Annotated in this window: 22 protein-coding genes; 2 read left to right on the top strand and 20 right to left on the bottom strand. The window is 43.8% G+C overall.

The window, feature by feature from the left end; translation table 11 throughout:
• From J4N45_RS11255 to J4N45_RS11175, 17 genes are all read right to left on the bottom strand, one after another.
• Nucleotides 1-1257 carry a site-specific integrase gene (locus J4N45_RS11255; protein ID WP_252011154.1) on the bottom strand — a complete coding sequence of 419 codons (1257 nt, stop codon included), beginning with the start codon at nucleotides 1255-1257 and terminating at the stop codon, nucleotides 1-3.
• Between the two features lie 75 nt (nucleotides 1258-1332).
• Entirely contained in the window at nucleotides 1333-2367 is a 1035-nt protein-coding gene (locus J4N45_RS11250) for a DUF4165 domain-containing protein (protein WP_252011503.1), read from the bottom strand.
• A gap of 431 nt (nucleotides 2368-2798) precedes the next feature.
• Nucleotides 2799-3083 carry a hypothetical protein gene (locus J4N45_RS11245; protein WP_252011502.1) on the bottom strand — a complete coding sequence of 95 codons (285 nt, stop codon included), beginning with the start codon at nucleotides 3081-3083 and terminating at the stop codon, nucleotides 2799-2801.
• 210 nt (nucleotides 3084-3293) lie between these two features.
• Entirely contained in the window at nucleotides 3294-3779 is a 486-nt protein-coding gene (locus J4N45_RS11240; protein WP_252011501.1) for a hypothetical protein, read from the bottom strand.
• A gap of 863 nt (nucleotides 3780-4642) precedes the next feature.
• Entirely contained in the window at nucleotides 4643-8833 is a 4191-nt protein-coding gene (locus tag J4N45_RS11235; protein WP_252011500.1) for an Ig-like domain-containing protein, read from the bottom strand.
• 111 nt (nucleotides 8834-8944) lie between these two features.
• Nucleotides 8945-9442, bottom strand: coding sequence for a hypothetical protein (locus J4N45_RS11230; protein ID WP_252011499.1), 498 nt, complete (start codon nucleotides 9440-9442; stop codon nucleotides 8945-8947).
• Nucleotides 9432-9803: a hypothetical protein gene (locus J4N45_RS11225; protein WP_252011498.1), complete on the bottom strand. Its 372-nt coding sequence runs from the start codon at nucleotides 9801-9803 to the stop codon at nucleotides 9432-9434. The genes J4N45_RS11230 and J4N45_RS11225 overlap by 11 nt, the downstream gene beginning before the upstream one ends.
• Before the next feature lie 148 nt (nucleotides 9804-9951).
• Nucleotides 9952-12618, bottom strand: coding sequence for a TraC family protein (locus J4N45_RS11220; protein WP_252011497.1), 2667 nt, complete (start codon nucleotides 12616-12618; stop codon nucleotides 9952-9954).
• Nucleotides 12619-12633: 15 nt separating this feature from the next.
• Nucleotides 12634-13335 carry a TraV family lipoprotein gene (locus J4N45_RS11215; RefSeq protein WP_252011496.1) on the bottom strand — a complete coding sequence of 234 codons (702 nt, stop codon included), beginning with the start codon at nucleotides 13333-13335 and terminating at the stop codon, nucleotides 12634-12636.
• Nucleotides 13332-14111: a thioredoxin domain-containing protein gene (locus J4N45_RS11210; RefSeq protein ID WP_252011495.1), complete on the bottom strand. Its 780-nt coding sequence runs from the start codon at nucleotides 14109-14111 to the stop codon at nucleotides 13332-13334. Before J4N45_RS11210 ends, J4N45_RS11215 begins: the two co-directional genes overlap by 4 nt.
• Nucleotides 14112-14509: 398 nt before the next feature.
• Nucleotides 14510-16456 (bottom strand): helicase-related protein, encoded by a 1947-nt coding sequence (locus tag J4N45_RS11205; RefSeq protein ID WP_252011494.1) that lies wholly within the window; start codon nucleotides 16454-16456, stop codon nucleotides 14510-14512.
• A 60-nt stretch (nucleotides 16457-16516) separates the two neighbouring features.
• On the bottom strand, nucleotides 16517-16987 hold the full coding sequence (locus J4N45_RS11200) for a hypothetical protein (protein WP_252011493.1): 471 nt from the start codon (nucleotides 16985-16987) through the stop codon (nucleotides 16517-16519).
• Nucleotides 16988-17056: 69 nt separating this feature from the next.
• Nucleotides 17057-17527 carry a hypothetical protein gene (locus tag J4N45_RS11195; RefSeq protein ID WP_252011492.1) on the bottom strand — a complete coding sequence of 157 codons (471 nt, stop codon included), beginning with the start codon at nucleotides 17525-17527 and terminating at the stop codon, nucleotides 17057-17059.
• Nucleotides 17524-17898, bottom strand: a complete 375-nt coding sequence (locus J4N45_RS11190; RefSeq protein WP_252011491.1) for a hypothetical protein — start codon at nucleotides 17896-17898, stop codon at nucleotides 17524-17526. Before J4N45_RS11190 ends, J4N45_RS11195 begins: the two co-directional genes overlap by 4 nt.
• 4 nt (nucleotides 17899-17902) lie before the next feature.
• Nucleotides 17903-18292 carry a hypothetical protein gene (locus J4N45_RS11185; protein ID WP_252011490.1) on the bottom strand — a complete coding sequence of 130 codons (390 nt, stop codon included), beginning with the start codon at nucleotides 18290-18292 and terminating at the stop codon, nucleotides 17903-17905.
• A gap of 65 nt (nucleotides 18293-18357) precedes the next feature.
• A complete protein-coding gene (locus tag J4N45_RS11180; protein ID WP_252011489.1) occupies nucleotides 18358-19053 on the bottom strand; it encodes a hypothetical protein in 696 nt (231 codons plus the stop codon).
• Nucleotides 19054-19070: 17 nt separating this feature from the next.
• Nucleotides 19071-19544, bottom strand: a complete 474-nt coding sequence (locus tag J4N45_RS11175; RefSeq protein WP_252011488.1) for a lytic transglycosylase domain-containing protein — start codon at nucleotides 19542-19544, stop codon at nucleotides 19071-19073.
• Nucleotides 19545-19799: 255 nt separating this feature from the next.
• Between J4N45_RS11175 and J4N45_RS11170 the strand changes: the two genes are divergently transcribed.
• Nucleotides 19800-20258, top strand: coding sequence for a hypothetical protein (locus J4N45_RS11170; RefSeq protein WP_252011487.1), 459 nt, complete (start codon nucleotides 19800-19802; stop codon nucleotides 20256-20258).
• 239 nt (nucleotides 20259-20497) lie between these two features.
• A complete protein-coding gene (locus tag J4N45_RS11165; protein WP_252011486.1) occupies nucleotides 20498-20743 on the top strand; it encodes a hypothetical protein in 246 nt (81 codons plus the stop codon).
• Nucleotides 20744-20793: 50 nt separating this feature from the next.
• On the opposite strand, the gene J4N45_RS11160 is transcribed toward J4N45_RS11165, so the two are convergent.
• The 3 genes from J4N45_RS11160 to J4N45_RS11150 all read right to left on the bottom strand — a co-directional run bounded on the left by J4N45_RS11160 (nucleotide 20794) and on the right by J4N45_RS11150 (nucleotide 23534).
• Nucleotides 20794-21135, bottom strand: coding sequence for a hypothetical protein (locus J4N45_RS11160; protein WP_252011485.1), 342 nt, complete (start codon nucleotides 21133-21135; stop codon nucleotides 20794-20796).
• A 7-nt stretch (nucleotides 21136-21142) separates the two neighbouring features.
• Entirely contained in the window at nucleotides 21143-21376 is a 234-nt protein-coding gene (locus J4N45_RS11155; protein WP_252011484.1) for a hypothetical protein, read from the bottom strand.
• Nucleotides 21377-21575: 199 nt separating this feature from the next.
• Nucleotides 21576-23534: an Ig-like domain-containing protein gene (locus J4N45_RS11150; RefSeq protein ID WP_252011483.1), complete on the bottom strand. Its 1959-nt coding sequence runs from the start codon at nucleotides 23532-23534 to the stop codon at nucleotides 21576-21578.
• Nucleotides 23535-23737 lie beyond the last annotated feature (203 nt).

Here is a 23737-nt window from a genome sequence, read left to right as displayed (position 1 = left end):
TCATCCCCCACGTGACTGAGTATTCGCAGCTTCAACACTCATTGACTCACACATCAAACGATCTCGGTGACCACACGAGTGAATATAGGTCTTCGTGACTTGGTTGACGTATCTACCATCAACTTTATGCCCCATACGCCTGGCCGTTTCCAGAAAAACTACAGATTCAGTACTTATCGATTCGTAGTCCTTTCCTCTTGCCTCACACTCTCCATAGAAAACATCTGTTCCGAAAGAATGTCTCAGGTGATGGTAAACACTATCCAAGGTAATATTCTGGAAGTTTCCGTATATCTCTTCGTTTTCTTTTATTTCCGGGATTAATTTCTTCAATGTCTTTTTAAAAACTGCCGTTCCAAAACTACGTGATATACACTTACCTTTTGAATTATTACTTGAGTTTGAAATTAGCAGATGCTCAGAATCAGAATGAGGCCTTTCTAGTTCATAGTAGGTCTTAATTTTAATTAACATTGCTCTAGGTATATACAACGTCCGAGAACTACCTCTCTTGGCGAACAATGAGGGCAAATGATATTCAAACTCTTCACTATAGCTGTCGCGCTTCAATTCCTTCATTAAAGTTAGTATACCTTTGTACTTTCTTCTACCCTCGTAAAAATCGTTAAGAAGAAAGCCCTGATTTTCCGCTGTCCTACATCCTAAATCACCACCATTGCGAAGCACTATTTCCTCAAGTAGTGTCTCTGTATACCTATAAATAAGTTCACGCGTTTCAGGAAGCAAATATTTTACAACCAGTCTCTTCTTGTTGTTATTACGACAAATTTCTCTATTTTCAGAGAAAACGTATATTTCCTTATAGTTATTATTAAGATAGTAGTGAAGCCAGTTATAATAGCTCTTTAACGAATAAACCGCTCTTTCAACGGTAGTTTCCCCTTTACCTTTTTCCTTTATTAAGTAGTCATTTATATACGCGTTAATAACATCACTCGGTAGAGCAGTATGATTTACTAAAGAAATTTGTGAACCTAGTTTATTACGGCTTTCTACCCATTCAAGAAAGAGGCCTAACTGATTCCCTCGGACATACTGCCCTTCTGAACCGATTTCTTCTTCTTCAAAAGAGTGTTCTATTCCGTTTAGTACTCGATCTCTTTTAACACGAAGTTGTATCGAAACACCTCGTTGGTGTGTGTACCTGCTGTAGAGTGAAGGGATGATTAGGGGAATATTTTCATCGGTGAGATAAATCCAATGTCCATTTATGTCTTTGTCATACAGCCTTTGCATGTATCTCTCCTATTCCCAACTGTCACTAGTTGCTAAAGAGAGATTAGTTCATAAATGTAAACTTACAAGTATTGCCTATTTTTTATACCCTAAAGTTGAGTAATAGTGAAAATAACTGTATTGTTGCGGGTAGTTGAATGTGTGGTAGGAAAAGACATATCCATCCTCTCTATCCGAGATCATGTGGTTTATCTTCCAACCATAAGGGCTCGCTTCGGTTGCTACATCGCCTTCAACGCGGCCGTATCGGGTTCTTACTGGATTGGCATAGATTTCTATACCGGGTTGATAATCTTGCCACTGCTGCGTCTGCTCATTAAATACTTGCTTGATTATGGTGTTTGTAGCTGGGCATCCTAAATCAATGTGAGAGAAGCGACTTTTTGTACTGACGTTGCCAGCCAAATCATAGAGGTCGATGCCGATCTCATAATACCCAGCTTCAGGTGCCATTGCTTTATTTGCGGCAACGGACCCACTAATGATCACTTTTGCATCATCTTGATTAAACTGCGCATCACCGTAGACCTTGCTTCCATTAGCCTGTCTTGTCCAATATCGCGCATGAGAAATTCCCACATTGTCAGAGAGTTCCCTTACTTCGAGTTGCTTTGTGGTGCCCGTATGTCCAAAGTTATCGATCGTTGCATGATATGCATTACGAATCAGTACAAAATCACCTCCTATCGCTGGTGGTGTGGTATCCCGCGTAAACTGGTAGGACTCAGTGGTCATGACTTCATTCGATAAGTTGATGTATTCTATCTTTACGATGTATTCGGTATCTCCTTGCGCCGACGCATTAATCGCTATCTGTTTGCCGTAAAAATCCCTGCCATCGATTTCCATTCGATCACTTAAGCCCACGACTCCTGATGTTGTGTTTTCTATCAAAACGTCCTGAGAGAACACTTGAACCCTGATTTTTCGGTCGATACTTGATGAGATCGACAGAGTGATAGGGCTACTTGGATTGACCAAAGAAAAGTCTCGACCGGAATGCGACTTGGTATCACCAGTGGTATCGACATAGGTGAGTTTTTCAATGGCTGCGTGTGACAGGCAAGGTAACGTCAAAGAACACAAAATCGCGAGCGTTTTAATTTTCATGTGCGCATGTCCAAATCAAGAGTGAAGCAGCCGAATCAAAGCTGCAAATATCTCTAACCTAGCGCACTTGAGTAACCAATATCGGTATTAGAGGGACGTATTTCGTTGTTTAACCATATCAATCAGTCAAAACATGGTTTTTACCAATCGAAATGACATTTAGAGCCTTTGAGCAAAAACTTACGTCAGCGCACTTAATCAATTTCAGCCAAACGGCGCTGAATCCGCCTTCACATTTCGATAAGGTCACTCTAACAAGAGTGACGTCTTTGGATTGGCGTACCGCTCGAAGAGTGAGAGTTCTCAAAAGCTTTTTTGAAGGAAGAGCGGTCACTCGCGGTGCGAATCGCTCCCCCTCTCCCTTTGGTAAAAGCGATAATAGAAAAAGAATTCCACATCGAAACAAGGTGAGTAGAGGTTGGTGTCGGTTGTTATTTAATATCTTGAGACGGATCTTCTATTTGTCGTCGGTGCGCACATGCTGCCTCTATAGCGCTTGTCGGTTCCGCGTACAAGAACGGTAAAGGCTCAAACCCCTCCATCCCCACTTGCCATGTGCTTTCTGGTGTTAGTTCAACTCTCGCAAGTGTCGCGCCATTGTCCTTACTTACTGTGTATACCATGTCTGCTTCAGAGTAAGACACTTTGCATGATGACGTCATCTCTGCGCCATACGTAACACTAGATACCATTGCGATACCTAGCAATGTTGACATTCTAAACCTCATATCACACCTCTTTCTAAAAGCGATAAAAATGCCTGTCGTCAAACAGGCATCTTCACAATAAATGGATTCACCCAACCCTTACAGTTTGTGGAGCTATTTCGTTGAATTAAACACTTCGGTATTTGAGGTCAAACCTCACTAATCAGACTAGACAATGCTGTAAGCCTTTATCTCGATTAGTGAGCGATTTTTTGTCAGTTAACCCGTCAATGCGCTCTGGGCTATCTTTTTTATTGCAATTGGGTCTGCGACGCATATCCGAGTGAGTTCAGAAAAGGAGATGTTGGTGATTTGGCAAAACAACTTAGCGTCATCGAGTGACATGGCTTTTTTAATCGATAATGCTTGGTACCCAATCAGCGTCATCAAGTATGTTCTTTGTCGGTCATTCATCCAACGTCGAATCGTAGTCAAAGGAATGATCTTGAACGGACATTGCTCAACATTCGACGCAAGACCGAGTTCGTTATGGAATTTACTGTGAGTTTCAATCGAGAGTTCAGAAGCACAGGCCATGATTTCATCGTAGGTATGAGGCTGCGTGGACCATAACTCGTATGCCGTATCAAACAGTTCCGCCTTCGCGGGGGCTTTCTCCTGCCAGCGCTTTAACGTGTTTAGACCAATAGCACACACATCCGCAATAGCGCTTGGGTCGTGCTTCAGTTGATACGATTTAGTCATAGTCGAGACTCCAAGTTTGCTTCAGACCAGAGTATTTCAATGGCCATCAATGGTTATTGGCTAAATTAATTGACCACTCCACTCTTGCGAATAAATCATTCGAGATGTCTGGCTATTTTAATGCGTCCCTACTGTATTTTTGTACAGTATATTCTGACATACTTTCTAGGAATATCAATCACTGTTCAAAATATGTATATTAATGCTCCTCCGTTCTTGAGTCTTCTCACAACAACGGAATTGTATTACAAGGCGTTTCATAAAACAGTGACGTACGTTTACCCTTTTATCTTGTGTGACTACGCTATCACACAGACTGACATACAAGGATATTACGCCTAGGTGCTTACATCATTTTTTGAACCAAACGCATGTATATCGTACCACCACGAACAATAACCCACCGCTACCAGTGCACTTGTTAACCGCACAACAGACAACATGCGGTACGTTAACTTAACGAATGAGACCTTTCAAAACTGACCGATACAGTTCGTTACATATTGAGAAAGTAGCCTTTGCTTTGCTATCACTGTATGAGTGTAAATCTAATAACATCTTTATCAATATCTATAGTGCAGGTCTTATATTCAAAGTTTCGCAATGCAGCCATAGCAAGAAATGATCGAGGTAATACCCTCTGCTTATTCGACTGCTCTCAAATACAGACAGCATCGACGATTTCCTGTTATTCCAAATAGCCATTTCGAGAGAGCGGCCATCGTGTGATTTGGATTAAACACACTTTGAAAAGCCGTTATCAGCTCCTTTATACAACGTCTCTGGCGTGCATTAAGTAAAAATTGGTGGCGTTTAGAACCAAAAAGGCTCGCCGAAGCGAGCCTTTTCTCCTTGTTTTTTGTTTACCACTGAATGAGGAGTTGTGCTGTATGTGAATCACCCGAATCATCGTAGCCAGTTACAACTGCTAGCTCTGTTTCACCCGGTTGACGAAGTGCTGAAATGCGCGAACCTACGTTATTACGTTCATAGTCCCCTAGTTTCCAGTCGTAACGAACAATCTTACCGTCGACATCCTTACAATCAGCTGATACCTGTGCCGTCTTGTTAATCAGACGGTAGCTAAGCGAACAGACTGGTGGGATGTTAGGTAACACCTCAATTGGTACCGAAGCTTCACTTTCTTGACCAAATTTTGTTGTGACTTTCAGGGTCAATATATGCTCACCTTCATCCAGTTTTTCAAACTTGGCATAAGAGCGCTCGAGTTCAGGTTGCAACTCACCATTTAAGTACCAACGGTAATCCGCTACTCGATCGTCTGGGTGTCCTCCACGGATTGTCGGTCTCAGCATGACATCAAGAGGATAGCGGCGGTATGTATTCGAGAAGTACTCGGTCAAATCCACACTGATTGGCTCAGCCTCAATAACCTCTACATATTCCGTAAACTCATCCCAGTTACCACGGTCATCTGAAGCCACAACACTGATTGGATAGATGCCCGGATTCTTAGCCTTAAATCGAGCCCGGATACCCCAATCTTTTGTTAGCTCAAGTCGACCTCTTCCATCCCAATCGAAGTTCAAGTTTTCACGGAGGTTAGCACCTGCTGGGCGTCGTAACCAAATGGTAATCAACGATGGAGCCACCTTAACATCTTGGGTGTAGGCCATTGTGTATTGCGGGAATTGATATTTCCAGACTTGAACCTGATGGTCGTACTCGTTGTAGGTCATCGCCTTATATCCATCTAACCATGCTCTCATTGTAAATCGATGAACGTCAGCGATGGCTAGGTCTTCTTCCGTAGGGGTGAAATCAAACGTGTCACCAGGAATCACAGTACCATCTGGCAAGACCCACTCGGTCACGATGTCTGTTTCCATCTTGGTATATGGAGCAGTTACCGTAGCCACCAGCGGCAACGTCATCGTCGTTTCGATGTCCTTGTCTGAATTGACACGGATACGCACCGGTTTAGGGATTTGCGTTCTCACCGACTTCTTCTTAATGCCCCACGACTTCTCATCTGATTCGTAACCGATATAAGCGGCTCTCACGACAATCTGATTTGAACCAAGACGGTCTGCTTCATACTCAAACGTTTCAGACCCAGACTCGAAATTCATACCACCATCGGTAGACCACTCGATGAGTAGATTACCAGCATCAGCAAGCTCACCTTGGTCATACACTGTGTATGTGCCTGTCATTCCACTGATTAGGTTTGATGCTCCTTCCAACGTTAATTGAGGCACACGATAGGCCATGACCTGAACTTGGTCTGTATGAGATACCTCTCCGGTGAAGCGGTTGGTAATTTCTGCGCGAACTAGCCATGTTCCTTCCGAACGAGCAACGTAACTAAAGCGCGTACCATCACTGTATTTTTGCCAACTCGCGCCATTGTTATCTGACATATACCAAACCACACCCGCTGATGCTCGCTTGTCATCTGCTGATAAGTAGTCATATCGCACTGACGCAGACAGAGGCAGCGAACCGGTAATACGAATGGTCTTCATATTACCCTCAATCGCAGTACCTTTGAGCACCTTCACTGTTGAGCGCGATGAAATGACTGACGCTTCATATGCCGGATTCGGAGATACAACTCGCGATTGAGCGTAGTAGCGGAGATCACCGATTTCATCGTGGTCAAAATTAATATCAAAGTTATTTTGTCCACTGTCACTCACTGTCTGCCACTCAGTCAGACCGGCTAATTCCTTGTTCTCATCCTGAACTGCAATTCGGACTTGCCATTCACCTAATTTACTGTCTTCGTATACCACATCGCGGTAGAACGAGCTGTATATCCCGAACTTGGTCTTAATACTCAGTTCATCACTGGTCGACATCTCTACTTCGCTTTGCTCTGCAAGGAGTCGCGCTTTTCGTGATGGCACCGTATAAGCGATGATGGAATTGCTCACAACATTCTCAGGCTGTCTTGCATACTTCACTTGAACTTCGTAGACATCCTCTTGCCATAGACGGCGGTTGTTAGCGCTATTTTTGTCATTGATGGTTTTCGAGATGGTATGCTCAGCATAACGTCTAGATTGCGCGATGTTGTAGTCTTCGAGCGTCTGACCATTCTTAAAAATAGTGATATCAAGTGGTGATGACGAGGCCCGAATTCTATAACGGCCGATTGAATAATTGCCAAGTTCTACGGCGTTATACCCAAAGGAGAACATGTCTTTCTCTTCGAATAAGATCTCTGGCGTGATCGGTTCCTTAACGATCAATGTAGTGCTATCAGTCTTAATGAGGTTTGTACGTCCGTAGTAATCATGGACATAGATTTCTGCAGCAATTGTCGCAGCACCCGTCGCGCTGAAGGCACCAATAAGTTTCGGTGTAGAAGTATCCCACGCTTCTTCCAATCCATCTGGAATAAGCGTCCATTTCACAGAACAAGCCATGCGTGAATCATTGTTGATACTCTGAATGGCTAAGCGATCGGAATTGTACAATTTACACGACTTGCCTTTGTTCTGGTCGTAGGTAATGTCTTGGTTTTGAACATGTGCAACTTTTAAGTCGTCGATGTTCTTAAAGATGTAGTCTAGAGGCAAGAATGAGATCGAATGCGTGGTCTCTACATAGTTGTTATTTTTGTCTCTAGCTTGCACAGTAATACTGTGCGCCGTATTGGATTGCCAGTCGACTTTCGTCGTTATGTATTTGGCCTGCGGAAATTCACCCGCAAACTCAACCGGCTCTCCATCGAGCATAATACCTAGGATTTCGTTTTCAGTACTGGTATCGTCTTGAACCGTGATGACCATGTGCTCAATAAAGTTGATTTCGTCACCACTATCGAACTTAGCCCACTTGTTGTACAGGCGTATTTGAGGCGGCAAGCGGTCAAGTTCCATCTCCGCATCTATCAATTCACCTGTGTTAGAAAAGATATCTGACGCTTCCACCTTTGTTAGATATTGACCATCATTCACAGACCCTAAAGGGACGCGATAAACGAAGCTATCCCCTATTTGTTGTGGCTGGCCAAGGCTTCGGATTTCACCGCTCATGCTCGATATTTTCGTATCTTGGAATAGACGCCTAATATCTACGCCATCCAGTGTAATGAAGTCTGAGACTTGCTTAATCTCTTCATCTGCTGTGAAATCAATAGTGACTGATGTTGGTAGCCACCAGCGCTCTTCATAATCAGCACTGTGAGGCGAAGTGATCACGATAACCGCTTCATTATTTGCAAGTTCTAGCGTTTGATTCTCGACGGTGATTACAACCGGACTGTTTTCATCATTGCCTGTTGCTTTGTATGCGAATTGTTCAATAACGGGTGGGCGGTAGTCCCAAGCGTAGCGAAGTTGCTCAACTGGTGTGGAAATGAAGTCATACTTGTCTGTAACTTTAATTGAAGTAAACACCTCTCCTGTAATCGACTTATCTTCAGAAAAACCAATGTCCCCGATATTGAGTTCACATTGGGTTTCTCCTTTCGGTACCGAGCAGGATTGATTGAATTGAGTCAGATGAACCACTTGATCATAAGGTCTCTCCTCGACTTCAACTGTTGCTGTTTTTAAGCGCTCTACCGAGTTGTGCGAAACGTAAACAAGGCCACTTCCTGAACTGGTTGTAGACGTGGTATTCACATCTACCAAAACGGGTGCTGGTGGCTCTAACAACGTATAGGTTACCGAGTCTTCTACAATGGTGACTTTCTCTTTGGATGTGCCCGAAAAATAAGAAATTCGATAGGAGCGAGTATGTTCTCCTGCAGCGCCGAGCGGTCTGCCCTCTGCATTAAAACCATTGGGGAGCCAAGAGTCATCAGTATCGCCTGTCCACTCAAAGAAACACTTTAAATCGCCGCTATCAGTGGTGTAGGAATCTGGTTGATTGGCATGAAGCGTACAGCCAGAATTAGCAAGCTCTTTGGCTATCGCGGTGTACTCTTCCACACCTCGATACATTTCATCAGGGTATACCACCTCAACTTTTGGTGACACACTCTTGATGGAGCCTGATATATAGATACTCTTTGCGTAAATGCTTGTACTCAACATAGCGAGTCCAGCACTTAGCGCAATCTTGGTTAGTTTTTTCATCGCATCCTCGGCACTCGGTAGACCTGTTTTGGATAGCGTATGTAAAATTAGGTAGCAATATCGCAAACAATGGGCTTATTTTTCCCCATTAAGGTGTCAACGATACTTTTTTTAGAATTTTGTCGTGAAGGATTGTGGGTTGGTCAGCAGCATGGTTCCACCCTCAACATTCAGTGGTTCAAGTGTTACAGGTTCCCCTGTGTCACCCATCATATCCATACCAAAAGTCATTGTTGATGACCCATCATTGAAGTGAGTTTGAAAGCTAAGATGGCAGTGATGCAAACTCGGTGTCTTTGCGGGACGTTCACATACTTTTGTTACTAGGGTTAAGTGTTTTACGCCCAGGTGCTCACTAGCAAAGTCAGTCCATATTGTTTTTAGCTCCATGTCTACCTCGCTGCTTAGAGCGTTCTCTTCTCCATAAAGCGCTGAGAAATATTGTTTGGTGAAATCCACATAGCTTCTGACTTCAGATTGCTCTTGAAACGATTGGTAGGTTTGAAACCCAACATAACTTGCTAATAGCACAGTAAGACAACCCATGACGTAAATCACGGGTTTGCTTGACTGGGGAGCCTGTTGTTTTGATTTTGCGCTATTGGACATTGGTACCTGCCATGCCATTATTTGCTTCAAGAACTAGAGCGTAATCTTCAATACCTTTAGACCAACCATTAATATCTTCGCAATTTAAGCTTTGCACAGCATAGTTTTGCAATGAGGTCGCGAGCGGATGACCCACAGCGGTTGCCATGGCCACAAATTGCATTCCTGTAAGCTCAACAGATTGCTCAACAACTCTGTCATAATTTAAGCCACACTGTCTGGCTGCATATGAGGAGAGCTCTTCTATGGTTTTGGCACAGGCAACACCACACGCTTCTTCATACCTTTTAATAAGGTCATTGCTGGCAAGAGCCGGTAGTGTCATAAAACATGCTAGGGCTAAAACAATGCGGGTTTTCATACTCGTTCCTTTTAATGTGTTCTACTGCCAATTTTAAGGATTTGTTTTTGAATTTTATCGATTAGTGGACGTTTTCTGGCTCTCTAATCCAAAACACCTCCCGAAGTATCATGTTGATAAACAGTCAACCTAGAGAGGTGTATTAAAGTTAGGCAACCATGTCTTCTACGTCTTCATCTTCATCATCGTTATCCTTGTTGTCCATGTCAGTCTTAAACGATGAGACCTGCCGATCTTCTAGAATTTTGCTGATGGTCTGGTCGAGGGTATACCCTTCATTCAAGTACCGTTGCATTTCCGCTTTATCAGCAGGGTCCGTTGAGTACATTAAGAGCATCGAAGGCGGTGCATAGAACCTCACGACTTCCTTGATGTCATCCCCGGCCATAAAATAAATTTCCGAGTATTGGTTCTTACGCGTACGAATGGTCTTCAACATATCAAACTGTTGTTCACTCAAGTCAAGCAAACCATCCCGCTTCACCTGCTCAATAGTGTCCGATTTCTGATAGAGGTAACATCGGAACATACTGTTCTGAGCAATCGCTTTACCTGTTTCGGATCCATATAGGTCGGACAACATCTGTGTGATGATCCATGCACTCGCATCCACTTTACGAAAACGCCTGAAGGCACTCTCTAGGAACGACGATACTGGGTTGACTAATTGACCTGGGGATTCTTTCAAAAATTCCCAACATTCGTCTACAATCATACACTTACGACGACGTTTTGATGGGTCACTATTGGCATCACCGAGGAAGAAATGTTGGTAACACAAGTTGATGATTTGCATCAGCACGATACGTTGCAGTTCAGGCTGAGACTTCAACTCTTCAAGTTCACACACGATAAATGCGTTGTTTAGAGACGGTGGCGGCTTTTTCGTCGTAAACATCTCGCCATACATTTCGCCTTCACAGAATGGCTCTAACTGCTTACCGATGTTTTGTACTTCTGGTAGTTCGTGTTCTTTACATAGCTCAGAGAAAAGCGTGACGCTCGAGTCATGCCCGTGTTCATCCCACATCTTATTTAGGATGGTCATCATTGAACGACTTTGAAGGGTGCTCAGCGTACCATTTGGTTCGGCCATGACCTTCAACATCTCCAAGATCATACCGCCTTGACCCTCTGAGCCCTTAAAGTCGACAACTGCTGGGAATGGGTTTAACGAGAAGTCCATATTCTCGCCAAAGCTGATGAATTGCCCATTAAGCGCTTCACACAAACGAAGATAACTGCGACCCACGTCTACTACAAATGCCATTCCGCCATCTTGCTTGGCTTCTACGATACTTCTGGCAACCTTCAGCGCCTCTCTGAACTCTTGGTCGGTAAAGTCCATTTGGTATCGAAGGAAATCAGATGGCACCTTACCACTACCAAGAATACAAGTGACTAAATACTGAACCAGTACGGACTTACCTGAACCGGATTCCGCCACGACGATGCCATTCATCGACCCATCTGTTTCAAATGGATTGAATCCAAACATACTCATATCGCGGGTAACAAAAGGAATGACTGGTGCGTGCGGAGCATTACCCCGACTTGCTGAGATAATAGGCGAAAGGAACGCACAAACGTCAGAAGGTACCTGTAAGTATCGGTCTAATCGCTTGGCTGAATATGGATCTGGGTTAAACGGTAAGCAGTGTAAGAAGAGTGGAGACACTAAGAAGCGGTCTTCTTCCAGCTCAAAGCCTGCTGGTGATGAGGCCACTTTCTTAAATCGAGCAATATCGGTCTCAAGCTGCTCTTCATCGTCACCAAAAACCATGAACTGTAAATACGCGTTCACCATGCGTGACTTTTTATGATCCAGTATTCGAACCGCCTCATCATAATCACGCCGTTGATAGCGAGTCGTATCCGACCAACTTACCAACTTATTGTTGGCTTGCATCGTCATCCATGTTCGCTTCTTTTTAATTCGCGACTCAATCTTTTTGCTATCTGGATAATGCACATTAAGCACGATCATGAAGTTCGACCACGCCGTTGAATGTCCATATTTCCAGTCGGAAAAGATGTTCAGCATGTCCCCAAATCCCAAAGTCGCCGGGTACTCTTTGGGAGTCAATAACGCTATGGGTTTGTCGTCGATGAGGACTCGGCTATCGGTGAACTCTATCGACCCCCCGATTTCCTGAACTTGTGAACGTGGCATCATGCCTTCGTTCTTATTAACTCTGCCAGATCGCCATGTTGAATCAGACTTGCGATTCAACAATCTTTGCATGAAGTGGAGCCAGTCCCACTCATCCATTGGTTGGCAGAATAACCCAACTTTGTTTAGTGACTCTTCCGTATCACTGCGTAGGTTATTAAAATGCTTATATTCTTTTTTGGTCGGCCTACCATTTCGCCCTGATAGTGGCACCTTGACGATAAAGTAACAGTCGAACATCCGAGGTTTGCAGTCACTTCGTGCAAAGCCGTCTTGAGAAGCTTTCGTGAAATGCGAGAGCAAACCTTTAGAAATGGTGTTTAACCTTTCATCGGTTTCATGGTTATCTTGTCGGCCGCCATGATACTGTGTGAAGTTGCTCTTAAATGGCGATAAGTCATCGTTCGCCCAAAACAAGACCTGAATAAACGTATCTTGAGGCCACTCTGCCTTATAAATCTGCTCCAACAATTCTTGTAATTGTTCATTGACCGCAGGCACCGTTTGAATTTTGTACATTAAGCCGATGCAGTTGTCTTCGAGCTCAAAATACTTGTACTTTTTGTTGTAGTCGATAACAGGTAACAGTTGACTGAACTGCTTATCTTGGAATCGTTTGAAGAAATTTGAGATAGCACCCATAACCCTACTCCGTTGTTATTTCAAACTTTGAATTAGGTCAACGGCATTGTTATGACCTTGCTGTTTGATTTCGATGTTCGTTGGATTTGGCTGGCCGTTTCGAGACTCAACACCAATTTCACCTTGATCCGTCACATCGTAACTCTGAGTCTGGCTATCCCGACGCATGTGATAGTTCACGTACTGTGCGTTTTGCATCTTTGCACTACGATCTACTACCCAAGTACGATTTGCCGCTTCAACAAACGAGTAGCCTGGGATCTTCAACGTGTCTTTCTCATCCGTGTAAGGTCTAATCAAGATACGAACGATGTCAGCCGGTTTACGCATAGCAACAGGTTCGGGGGCGGGTAAGAGGAGATGTTGATAAGCCGCATCAGCGTGTTCTTGGGGCCCCATTTGCGCCGCTTTTGCTTGTGATTTGGAGCGTTGATAATCGGAATTAGCTTCTAGTTCAGCTTCACCGTACTTTTCTTTGTACTCTTTGGCGGTAATCAACTCACCATCTTTATCGGTAACCATCACACGAGGATCGCCAGTGGCTTTACCGTAGTCTTCCGCGTTGTTGTACACATTAGTCAATTCGTAGACCTCCTTGACAGATGCACAACTTAGCCCCGATTTAGAGCCCGGACATTCGACTTCTTCCTCTCCGATGACCGTGCAGCCTCCCAATATGCCGACGAAAGAGCCAGCAAGCAGTAATTGTCTAATCATAGGTTTATTCCTCGCATAATTACTTCGGTCAAATATGCTTTTGATTTCGGCATACCAAGAATCGACTCGGTTCCGTTGTTAAAGAAATAAGGGAATCCCAATTGCTGCGGAGCAATCATTGTCAAAGAGGTATAAGTCGCGTTGATCTGTGCAACGGCTTCCCCGCAATTATCGTTAATTCGCTTGGGGTATTGAGCTTCATCAAACTGACCATAGTAGAGAGCTCGAACAGCCTCATCAGGCTTCTCTGAGCATTGAGCGCGAATAGTGTTGCGATAATCATCTTCTGTAAAAATCGGGATCAACGCTGCACGGAATCGCTTATCGGGATGCTCCCTCTCAAGCTGCTCAATAAAGGCTTGGCAATAATCACAATTGGATTGAGATACGAACAACGTACCGCCATAAACTTCGGCATTTGGATTAATATTGAAGCCGACAAATTCTTTCTCTGCGTCGAGATTGAACGTACTCAAGTCAACTTTGGTAGATTGATAGAAATCTTCGACACTGTTGATGTATTTGGTGTGCACCGTGCTAAAGATTGAACCGCCCTTTACCAAGTACTTTCCGTCGCCAGTTGTTAACAGGAGTTCACCCGTTTCTAGCTCCAACATAATCAAATCCTTCGACTTGATACGATGTGAAGCTTTGACTTTGAGATCGCCATTGAGATAACTAGGCAAATCCGTTGATTTGGCATCACCCGCTGCCACACTGCCAAATGATGCAGCGAGCAAGCCGATAGATAGTGCAATTAAGGTCTGTTTTTTCATGGAACCCCCTGTAAGTTCCAATATTTTGAATGATAAGAAGCAGGGAAATCGGAATTAGCGGTGCTTTTTTCGTCCACTAATTTGCAATTTGTATTTATCGAGGGTGTTTTGGTGGGTTGCGCATCCAGATACGTAAATGCAAAGAATTTTGCTAATGGAAGTGACGAACTGCGCCATTTACCTCTTTTGAATATTTATAGCGATAAGATCGATATTAATTTTGACTAGAATGAGCCCTAAGATTGCACAAATAGTAGCTGCATGATATGTCCACCTTGGTCCCTCTAACTCTACGCACCAATATGCGAACACTCCGCCCAAAGCTATCACAGTCCAGGCTATGGCGGTAAAAATCCATACTTGTTTAATCGTCATTGTAATGTTCCTCTAACCTTCGTTCACGCTGCTGTCATTGAAAGACGCTCAAGAGTGGAGTTCAACAAGGGTAGGCTCAATTGTTGATCCGCTAAAATGCATTTCGACGTACCGCTTTGATTATTTCCGTCTTTCAGATCGCCCATTCCGCGCAAAGCTAAGTCAGCTTCCGCAAGAGTAAAACCATCTGCATGCTTAACGAGTAGTTCAAGACGGTCTAATGAGGGTTGTTTCAATGCCTTGGTTGGGAGCATATCAAAATAACCTATACCTCCCTCACGAGATAGCCTTCCACGAATTTGGTGTAAGGTAACCACCCCCAAGTTTTCTGGATTAAGAACCACAGCATAGGACAGCTTTGGGACCGTGATACCTACTTCTACCAATGTCGTTGCGATAAGAATTTGTGCCTCGCCCGATTTCATCGCATTGATGGCATTCTCATTGTCTTGCTTTGACAAACCACCATGGCTTAAGCGTACGAGATCGCCATAAAGTCCGTGCCAATCGTTGTAGAGTTCTTCTGCACTGGCTCTATGCGCCATATTCTCTGACTTATTAACACCTTTCATTGTTGAGATGATCAGCACTTTTTGACCTTGTTCGATCAGAGTTTGCACTTTATCGATAATCTTAACCATCTGACTTGGGTCGTACAGTCGAGTGATAATTTCTCGCTGTTTGTGGTATTTGGTTAACTTAAAGTAAGGTATTAAACCAAAGGACATCATCGCTTGCGTTCGCGGTATACAAGTCGCACTGGAGAGCAAGAGGTGCGTCTTCCCTTCTGTAATGAGCGTTTTTTCCTTGGTTTCTAGCCCAAGTTTTTGCTCTTCATCCACCCACAACAGGTCTATCTCAACATCATTATGATGATGGACTAATGCCGTTGTACCTATAACAACTCTATTCTCAGGAGTCAGTTCTTTAATACAGCGATAGCCTTTTTCTCCAAAATTTTCTTGCTCACTGTCTGACAATAAAAACTCTATGCCTATCTCCGGCCAATAACTATCAATTTCTTTGTAGATTTGTGCCCCGAGGATTAGGTTTGGCACTAGAATGACTGACACTCCACCAGCATCATAAACGTGACGAACGACAATCGCCCCACATATGGTTTTCCCCGTACCCACATCCCCAAATAATACTGATTTGGGCATTTTGTTATTGATTGCATCGAGCACGCCACAGACAGCTGCATCTTGTTCATCGCTAGGAGTAAAAGGAATAGGTGCGTTGAAGTAATCACCCTTTTTCTTAAGGCTAAGTGCTTTATCAATCGAAGGGGCTGCTTCAATGTCAGAGAACAACAAGGTAGCTGCAATGCGTTGCAATATACCATTGCATTCACGAGCCTCTTCAAACGACTCGGGGAAGTGAACTTTGAAGAGAACTTGCTCAAGTGTCAGTCGACGAGCATCAATAAGACGACGCAGTTTTGCGTTATCTAATTGAAGCTTAGCAAGTTCATCACGAATTCTTTTCGCTGTGATAGGGATGAGTTCATCTACATATTTCTCTAGAAGATCAATGTAGGCGAACCCTTTCAGCTTCTTTGTTTTCACATTGTATGTAGGTACCAAGCGTCCAATCAACTTTGATGGAAGCGCTTGCGGGTCATTAATGTATAGGTCATGGCCAACTTGTTTGGTCTTGCAGTACCAGTAGGTTGGCTCACCAATTCGACTAACAACCTCCTGCCCTTTTGCAGAGTCTTTCTTCGCAAAGATGGAAAAGGAACAAGTATGGTTATATCGGTCAACCATCGTGCCTCTGAGCATCGTTGTTCGGTTGTACGTCTCGTTGATATTGTTCGCAGCGCCAAAGAGTACTGTCTTATCGCTGGTCGTTAGGTTTCTGAAGTCATCAACGACACATCGAGTGTCTACGTAATCCATAGGCAAACGTAAAAGCACCTGCCACACAGGCAGTTTGAACGTGTCTTTGATGTACTTGATATCTAGCATTGAATCGCGGGTTTCTCTCCAGATTTTGATGCATCTGTTATACACCATCCGGCGTGGGCTTTAGCGCTTGCTTAGTGCCGGCTCATCTAAATGCAACATAGCCAGAACTTCTCTTTTCGCGTGTTGATAATCCTTAACCGTCACCATCTGATTTTGTGCAATACATCGCTCTTCAAACTCCCTAATTTCTGGAAGGTATTGACACCACGCCTTTAGCGAATTCAGCTGTTGTTCAGTCACTTCATTAAGTGGGAGATGAGTTTTCCCTAACCGTTTCAGCTCATGAATCCGGCTCCAAGCTTCGTATCGGAAATAACCGAACATCAGAAAAATAATGGATAGCAGGATAGAGAGCGCTCTATAGAATCTAAAAATGGATGGTTCCACCTCTAATATTTGCGCAATCGTGGATAGGTAGTACGCTGCGATTAAAGGGATCACCGCCATGAACCCCATCATGAGGGTATAGAACAGTTCTCGCCACCACGCTGTGTTCACAAACTCGGGGGTTTCTGGCTTCAACTCAGTCATCGTTTCGCTTTCCTTTTAACAGTGGTAAATATCGGTGGCCTATTCGTATGAGATCCATCAACGAGAATACTAACTCTGAACTACCGTGGTTCCATCCAAGTGCAATTTCGCTAAGACAACTTTTTTGGCTTGCTGATAATCACCAACCGTCACCATCTCATTTTGAGCAACGCATTTTTGCTCAAACTCCCGTATCTCTGGAAAGTAATCACTCCATGCCTGCATCGCAATTAATTGCTCATTGGACGCTTCATTGAGAGGCAAATGCGTCTTCCCTGTTTTTTGCATTTCCTTTATTCGGACTAAGTTTGAATAGCGCACGTACGCAATCAAACAACTGACGAAGGCAATAACTGACAACGCAAAGTAAAATGATATTCGTTGGCTTTTTGTGAGTCCAACTTCGGCAAATAGAGGATTTAACGTATAAGCAACCAATGGCATCACAAGGGCTATACCTAGCATAAGCAGCAGATTGATTAAGTCATCGTAGAACAACGAATTTAATGGCTTGGGTCGTTCTGGCGTTAATATGCTCATGATTCGGACCCCTCTTTTCTCGTGGCAGGCGTCAGGGTGATCACTCTCGCCGGGTGTTCATCGTCAACAAACAAACGGCGAATCGTTAATTGAACCTTCCCATCGTCTAGCGTCTCAATACGAAATTCTTGAGCTTTCGAACGCGCCAGCACACCGGATTCCGTTTCTACAATGGAAATCGGTAGAGATTTACCATCCAACTCAATCGTCGTATCCGTGATATTCAAGTTCATTTCTAACTCGCCGTCATTGCCTGACCATGAACCAGCGTATTCATGACCGGAGTTTGGTAGCATCGTGAACACTACATAGCCAATCGCGGCAACGGCACCGACGACGCCCATCGCTATACGCTTTTTGTCATATTTCATCGCACTATCCTTGCTGCTCTCGAAGCTTACTCGCGTATCGTTCTGACTTAAGTAATGCTTGGGTGTTGTCTATCCAAATGTCATCGCTAACGCATGACACGCTCTGAGTCATTGCTTCTTGAAATACTGGCAAGCCCTGTGGTGCTACACTGTTCAAAGCCAGCAAAAATCCATATGCTTGTGATTCTTGCAATACGTATTCAAGAGATTCTTGGTTATAAGGAAGGTCACATTGGTCATGCATGGTCTGTAATACGTACTGGCCGACTACCTGACAGTTTGGACACAACGTCTCCATGGCCGACAATGTATCGTTGACCTGCGCCTTTTCTGAGTTCACTGAGCTACACCCCGTCATGGCAATTGCTACCGCAATCAATAGGTTCTGTTTCATGCATGTCTCCCATTCTTCGCATATTTTGGCTGCGCCATTTGGCACATAGACTGATGTACGTTCGTTTATCGCATTAGTAATGACAGTTGTTGTCTGGCGTCATTAAGAGACGCTTTAGACGTGAAATACATGTTGTGTGTTTGGTGTTGGCTGTTTTCATACGGCGCAACATATATTGTTAATCGCCATAGAGAGTCAGCGACCTCTTTATAAGAGAGCTTATAGATAGAATTTGCGGCTATTGAGACTTGTTCTTGAGGCAGATGTACGACCTTTGAATCAGAGATTTCTATGTCATCGTTAATGAGTGATAGTCGGCGCTCAAGTTCAAGTGAGCAGAACGTTCGATATTTGTGCTCATCGCGATATCGTGACGTGGCCATTTTGAGTGCTGATTGTCTGTCACTAATATCTATCGAGTTACAATACGCCTGTTTGAGTTCATCTATTTCATTGCGACACTGAGAAAACTCTACACCTTTCAGATAAATATATGATAGCAGTCCAACCGAATGGATGGGTTCAGATAAAAACCTAACCCCTTCTTCGTGTTGCCTTGCCTGAACCAACTCGTTGCAGTTGATTGTGTCTCCCGCTACGTCGGCTTCGTAATACCTGTCCAGTCGAGTGTGGTTCACAATATCGTTAACTTCGCCGTAGAAGATAGCAATGGCAATGGCAATGCCAATGACAATGGCAATGGCCATGCACAACACACTTATTGCCTTTGTTTGTCTACGTCCTTCCGATAAATCGTCCATATTATTCCTTAGTTCTCTTAGTCCCAAAATGCTGTGCAACTGTGCTTCGGCTTGTCTTTGATGTAATCCCAAGTCTTCATGATGTGATAGAGATAATTGGTTTTGATATTGATTGTCTTTGAGTTATAGCAGCCGACTGCTTCCCAAATATTGCCCTTGGCATATCGCAAACAGTCTTTAAAGATATCAGCACTGATACTGATATTTAGTTCGGGGTCAGTAGCAACATCGACCCAATTTTTTTCTGGGTAGTTTTTCTCTATGTACTCAGCATGAATGGTGTTTATCTGCGCGGGGCCTAGATCCCAGCTCTTGTTGGTGTTTTGCTTCTTGGTACCCATTTTGCCACCTTCACCAACCACCAGCAGGTTTAGAAAGATTCGAGGAACTTTCTTGTCTTGAGAAACCTCGTGCACTATCTCGCATCGGTGCTGATGTGACAGTGCTACTTCGTTCAGTTTCTCGATATTTATATCAGGCTCTAGGAACATGAGTTCACCCGCTTAAACAGTGTTTGTTTGGTTGGTATACACACTCTGAGTGGAAATTTTAATGGGATTTTTGATCGCTTTGACGGATTAGAGGCTCGAATTTCGTCCCTTAATTAAGGTCTGGGCATGACGCTGAAGAAAATTCACTGCTCTTAACGGTCGATTTTTAGCGCTCTAATCTCTAAATCAAACCGCGATCTAATGTATAAAGTTATGGCCCTGGTCGATTTATCATAGAAAGCAAGGACTCAAGATATGAAGATTCCGTTAGTCAGCCGATCAACGCTCATCGTTACTGTCTCCGCTGTATTGTTTGGGTGTAATGACAATTTGATTGAGAACATAGTTACCGAACATACCCCCCCTGCACCAACTGTTTTCTACATGAATCACGGTCAAGAAGTCGATATTGGAGGAGAAGTTACGCAAATCGTTGGCACTGATTTCTGTGATAACGGTTTGGGTGAAGTCTTCGCTTGCTGGCAGTTCTCCCTCACTGAAGGCGATAAACAGGCGGTCCTTTTGGGTAATGGTACCTATGAGCTTTGGACTACAGTATTGAACGACGCTAATTCGTATTCTTTGAAACGCCCTAACGGTGTCATTGTTTCTGCAATCGTTGGTGATGAGGGATGTGACATCGATAGCGCTAGCGGTTCCCTTATGGCAACCCTACTCCCAAAGTCACAGGCACAGTCCTGCCCCCTTAATTAGTCAAGTATTCATAGGGTTATGTTTGATATTATTCACGCAGTTGCGGTATGTTTAATGAGATGTCGAAAAAGCGGGGCTATATGACAGGGAATCACATCGATCTAATAGGGAAACAGTTTACACGACTTCGCGTTCTTAGTCGGGCAAAGACACCCAATGGTGTTACTCATCAAGACCGGGGTTACTGGGATTGCCTGTGTTTTTGTGGCAATCGCATTGTTGTACGAACGGATATGTTAATGTCGCGCAATACCACTAGCTGTGGCTGCTTGCGTGATCAGCATTTAAGTTCACTGAACTTCAAGGACATGACTGGACAGCGATTCGGTTACTTAACCGTTGAATCAAGAGCAGAGAGACCGGCTCATCTCAAGAATCAGTCTGCTTACTGGCAATTGCGCTGTGACTGTGGCAACACGGTAGTTAAAAATGGTGGGACTTTACGAAATGGGCGCTACAAGGACCATTGTGGCTGTCGTGATTGATACCAATGGCATGAGACTCAAGCAATGGGCAGTGAGACTTATATCTACCTCTAGCCGCACCTATTGAGCATTTCAAAGATTTGCTTACCCGTTATGGTGACTTCCACTGATTCAAATTGATTTTTCAGTTCGTCTTCAGCCCTGACTCTGTTATGCGTTGTATTTGCATCATATAGCGAAACGGGTAACGGTATTTGGGGCAATAAAAATTGCTTTACGGCGATTTTTAGTAACTGTTTTGAGTCAGGGAGCAGTTGATAAAGCTCAGAGTCTAAACACAAGTCATCAAAAAGATCTCCCCCAGAGAACCCCCACTTATCAAAAAGGCAGTCACTCCTTAACGTCCATGATTCCTCATACCATTTTGTAAACGGGTCATAGTTTCTAAGCATAAATCCATTATTCCTTTAATGAGATGGTTCTATGTTCGAGAACCACCTCACCTTCTGCGTTAACTGCATGTGCGATGAACACTTTAGGGAGTGGAGGCATTTCTTCCATTGCTTCATAGTCATATTTGAGTACTAGGCTGTTATTTGCTTCTTGAACTAACCAGATTGCAGACAGCACTAACAATGCAGCCAAGATAACCATCACAATACCATTCTTTCCTATTGTTTCTTCAACTACCACGGGTATCTATCCTACTTACATTGAATCTTCGAAACGCGACCAATCATAGGGCTGATTGCCACTTTGTGTTTACTGCCTAACTGTTGAACGATGTCCAATACTGACTCCTTAAAATGCTCTTCTGACTAATTGCTTTTCAACTATTACTCTTGATACTGTTTTATACAACTTGGAGAACCATCTTTAGCAAGGCTGTTTGCTATTGGTTTAGATCAATCCAAGATATGTTGGATGATCCCCAGCGATAATTAGTATCCGTCTCGAACGCGATAATCCCATGTCCAACACGATAGACCATTACTCCTTGGTCTTGGATTGATTTTAGTGTTGCAGATAGAGTGTTATCACCAAGTTCTGCTCCCATCGCGTCATACATTGCTGCCAGTTCTGGTGCGTCATTGTTGATGTTAATAGCTACAAGGTCATTCTGTGACAGCGATGATAAAGCTTCTATTGCACCGCTGGTGGCCCAGTTCGCGATATTAAAACCAAGTTTGACATAGTTGGCATCAGCAAAGCTTCGAACGATTAGTTGGATTTCACCTTCAGGTGCCGTCTCTCTGTCCATCACCAACGTGGGTTCGCATCGTTGAGAGTCATTTGGGGCACAAGCTCTTTGTAGCACATAACGCATATCCTTTGGTGAATTTAGCCATGGTACTTCAATGCTTAACAATGCTGTCGACTCATGCTCGGATACATACTCTATTGGGACGATGGTGCCAGCTTCTAGCAAATTGATACTCACCTCTTGTGTCTCGCCGGGTTTAATTACAGTATCCAGTATTCGCAGATCAGCGACATTACTATAGTTTGAAGACACCAATATTCTGTGAGGACCGGTCGCAGAGTTACCATCACTTGTTTGCACCGGGGGAATTGCGAATGCCGTTACCAGCGTATCGTCAGGCAATCGAATAGCATTTTTTGTTGTCAGTGTTTCTCTATCTTGCTCTAGGGCGTCAGGACTATTCTTAGGAATCACCAACAGATCAAAATGACCGACCTTGTTAGAGGCACGACCATTCGTTGTAAAAAACTCGATATCTGAATGAACGCCATAGTCACTTGTTGTGGCATTAATCCTAAGTTCATTTCTATTGCGATCCAATACCATGAAGCTAGGTAAGTTAGTCGCGTTGATCGATGGTACTTGGAACCCATTGCCGCTAGAAAGTAATGCTAAATCAACTTTCGTTTCTACGTCAGCTTCTACCACTTGAGGCAATGTGAATGGCGCTCCAAGAGCATGAACGTTCATCCCAATTTTTGCATCGGTGTGAAGTCCAGAATTATCAGTTACACGGTAGAAAAAGGATTGGTCACCATCATGATCTGGAGATGGGATATATGTGAACGAGCAAGGGGGAGTCATCGTCACTGTTCCATTGGGTGGCTGTGTCGATATTGAACAAGTATGGGCATCTCCCGTATTGGCGTCCGTCCATGACCCTGAAACTTCTACGGTGTTGCCCTGCGAGATTGTGGCAGATTTGATTTCAGCAATTGGAGGGTAAAGCTGTTCGATACTTTTGTACGTCACCTGGCCCTGCGACCAGTTAAAAAATCCAAATTGAGAAGGTTCGATTTCCAAGTCGGTAATATCAAATATGGTATCGCCATCTATTTTCGCCACAATCCTATTCGGGTATATCTGAAGTTCAAAGTTATACGTCCTTCCATGTACCCAACCAACACCTTCTTTTCGCCCTAGAATAGTATTGTTGGGAACGTCCCTATCATGGACAGCCCAACCATCCGCTTTCATTGCATCGAGTGAACCATCGTAGTAGAGCAGTGTGAATCCGTCCCCACCACCTGTCGCTCCCTTCTTCCAGTCAAATAGGTAGAAACTAGAATCGGGATCGCCAAAAACAAACCCAATGTAGTCGTCATCTCCCGCCCCATCCTTTACTTGAATGCCACCTCTAAATGTCCGGTAAGAATATTTCGTCGTGCTCATGAATGCGGTTGGATGGCCATTGATTGATTGAAACACTGAGTAACCATCGGAGCTGACAGCCCATGTACCGGAAGCTGGATCACCGTATTGCTTCCATGAGTTCAAACTAATTAAGTCAGCAGCATTGGCTGACACTCCAAATGCCAGGGCAACGGCAGTTAAAGCTGGAACAGGATTTGGGAAATGAATGGTCATAGACTTTCTCACGCGATAGGTTAAGTAGCTCAGATAGTGCAACGATTATTAGGTTCACTGTCATCGAATGACGTCCAACATTCGATCACTCAATAGGTCTGTCACACATCAGGCTTTCTACAGTTCTTTCCAGTCTAAATAAGCAAAATGCCGAATTGCGCCAATAAAGGCGGTTTTTTCTTCCTTTAATCGCGCAAAAACCC

This window comes from Vibrio sp. SCSIO 43140, assembly GCF_023716585.1.
GTDB classification, from domain to species: Bacteria; Pseudomonadota; Gammaproteobacteria; order Enterobacterales; family Vibrionaceae; genus Vibrio; species Vibrio maritimus_B.
This window is presented reverse-complemented; position numbering and strand designations above follow the sequence as displayed.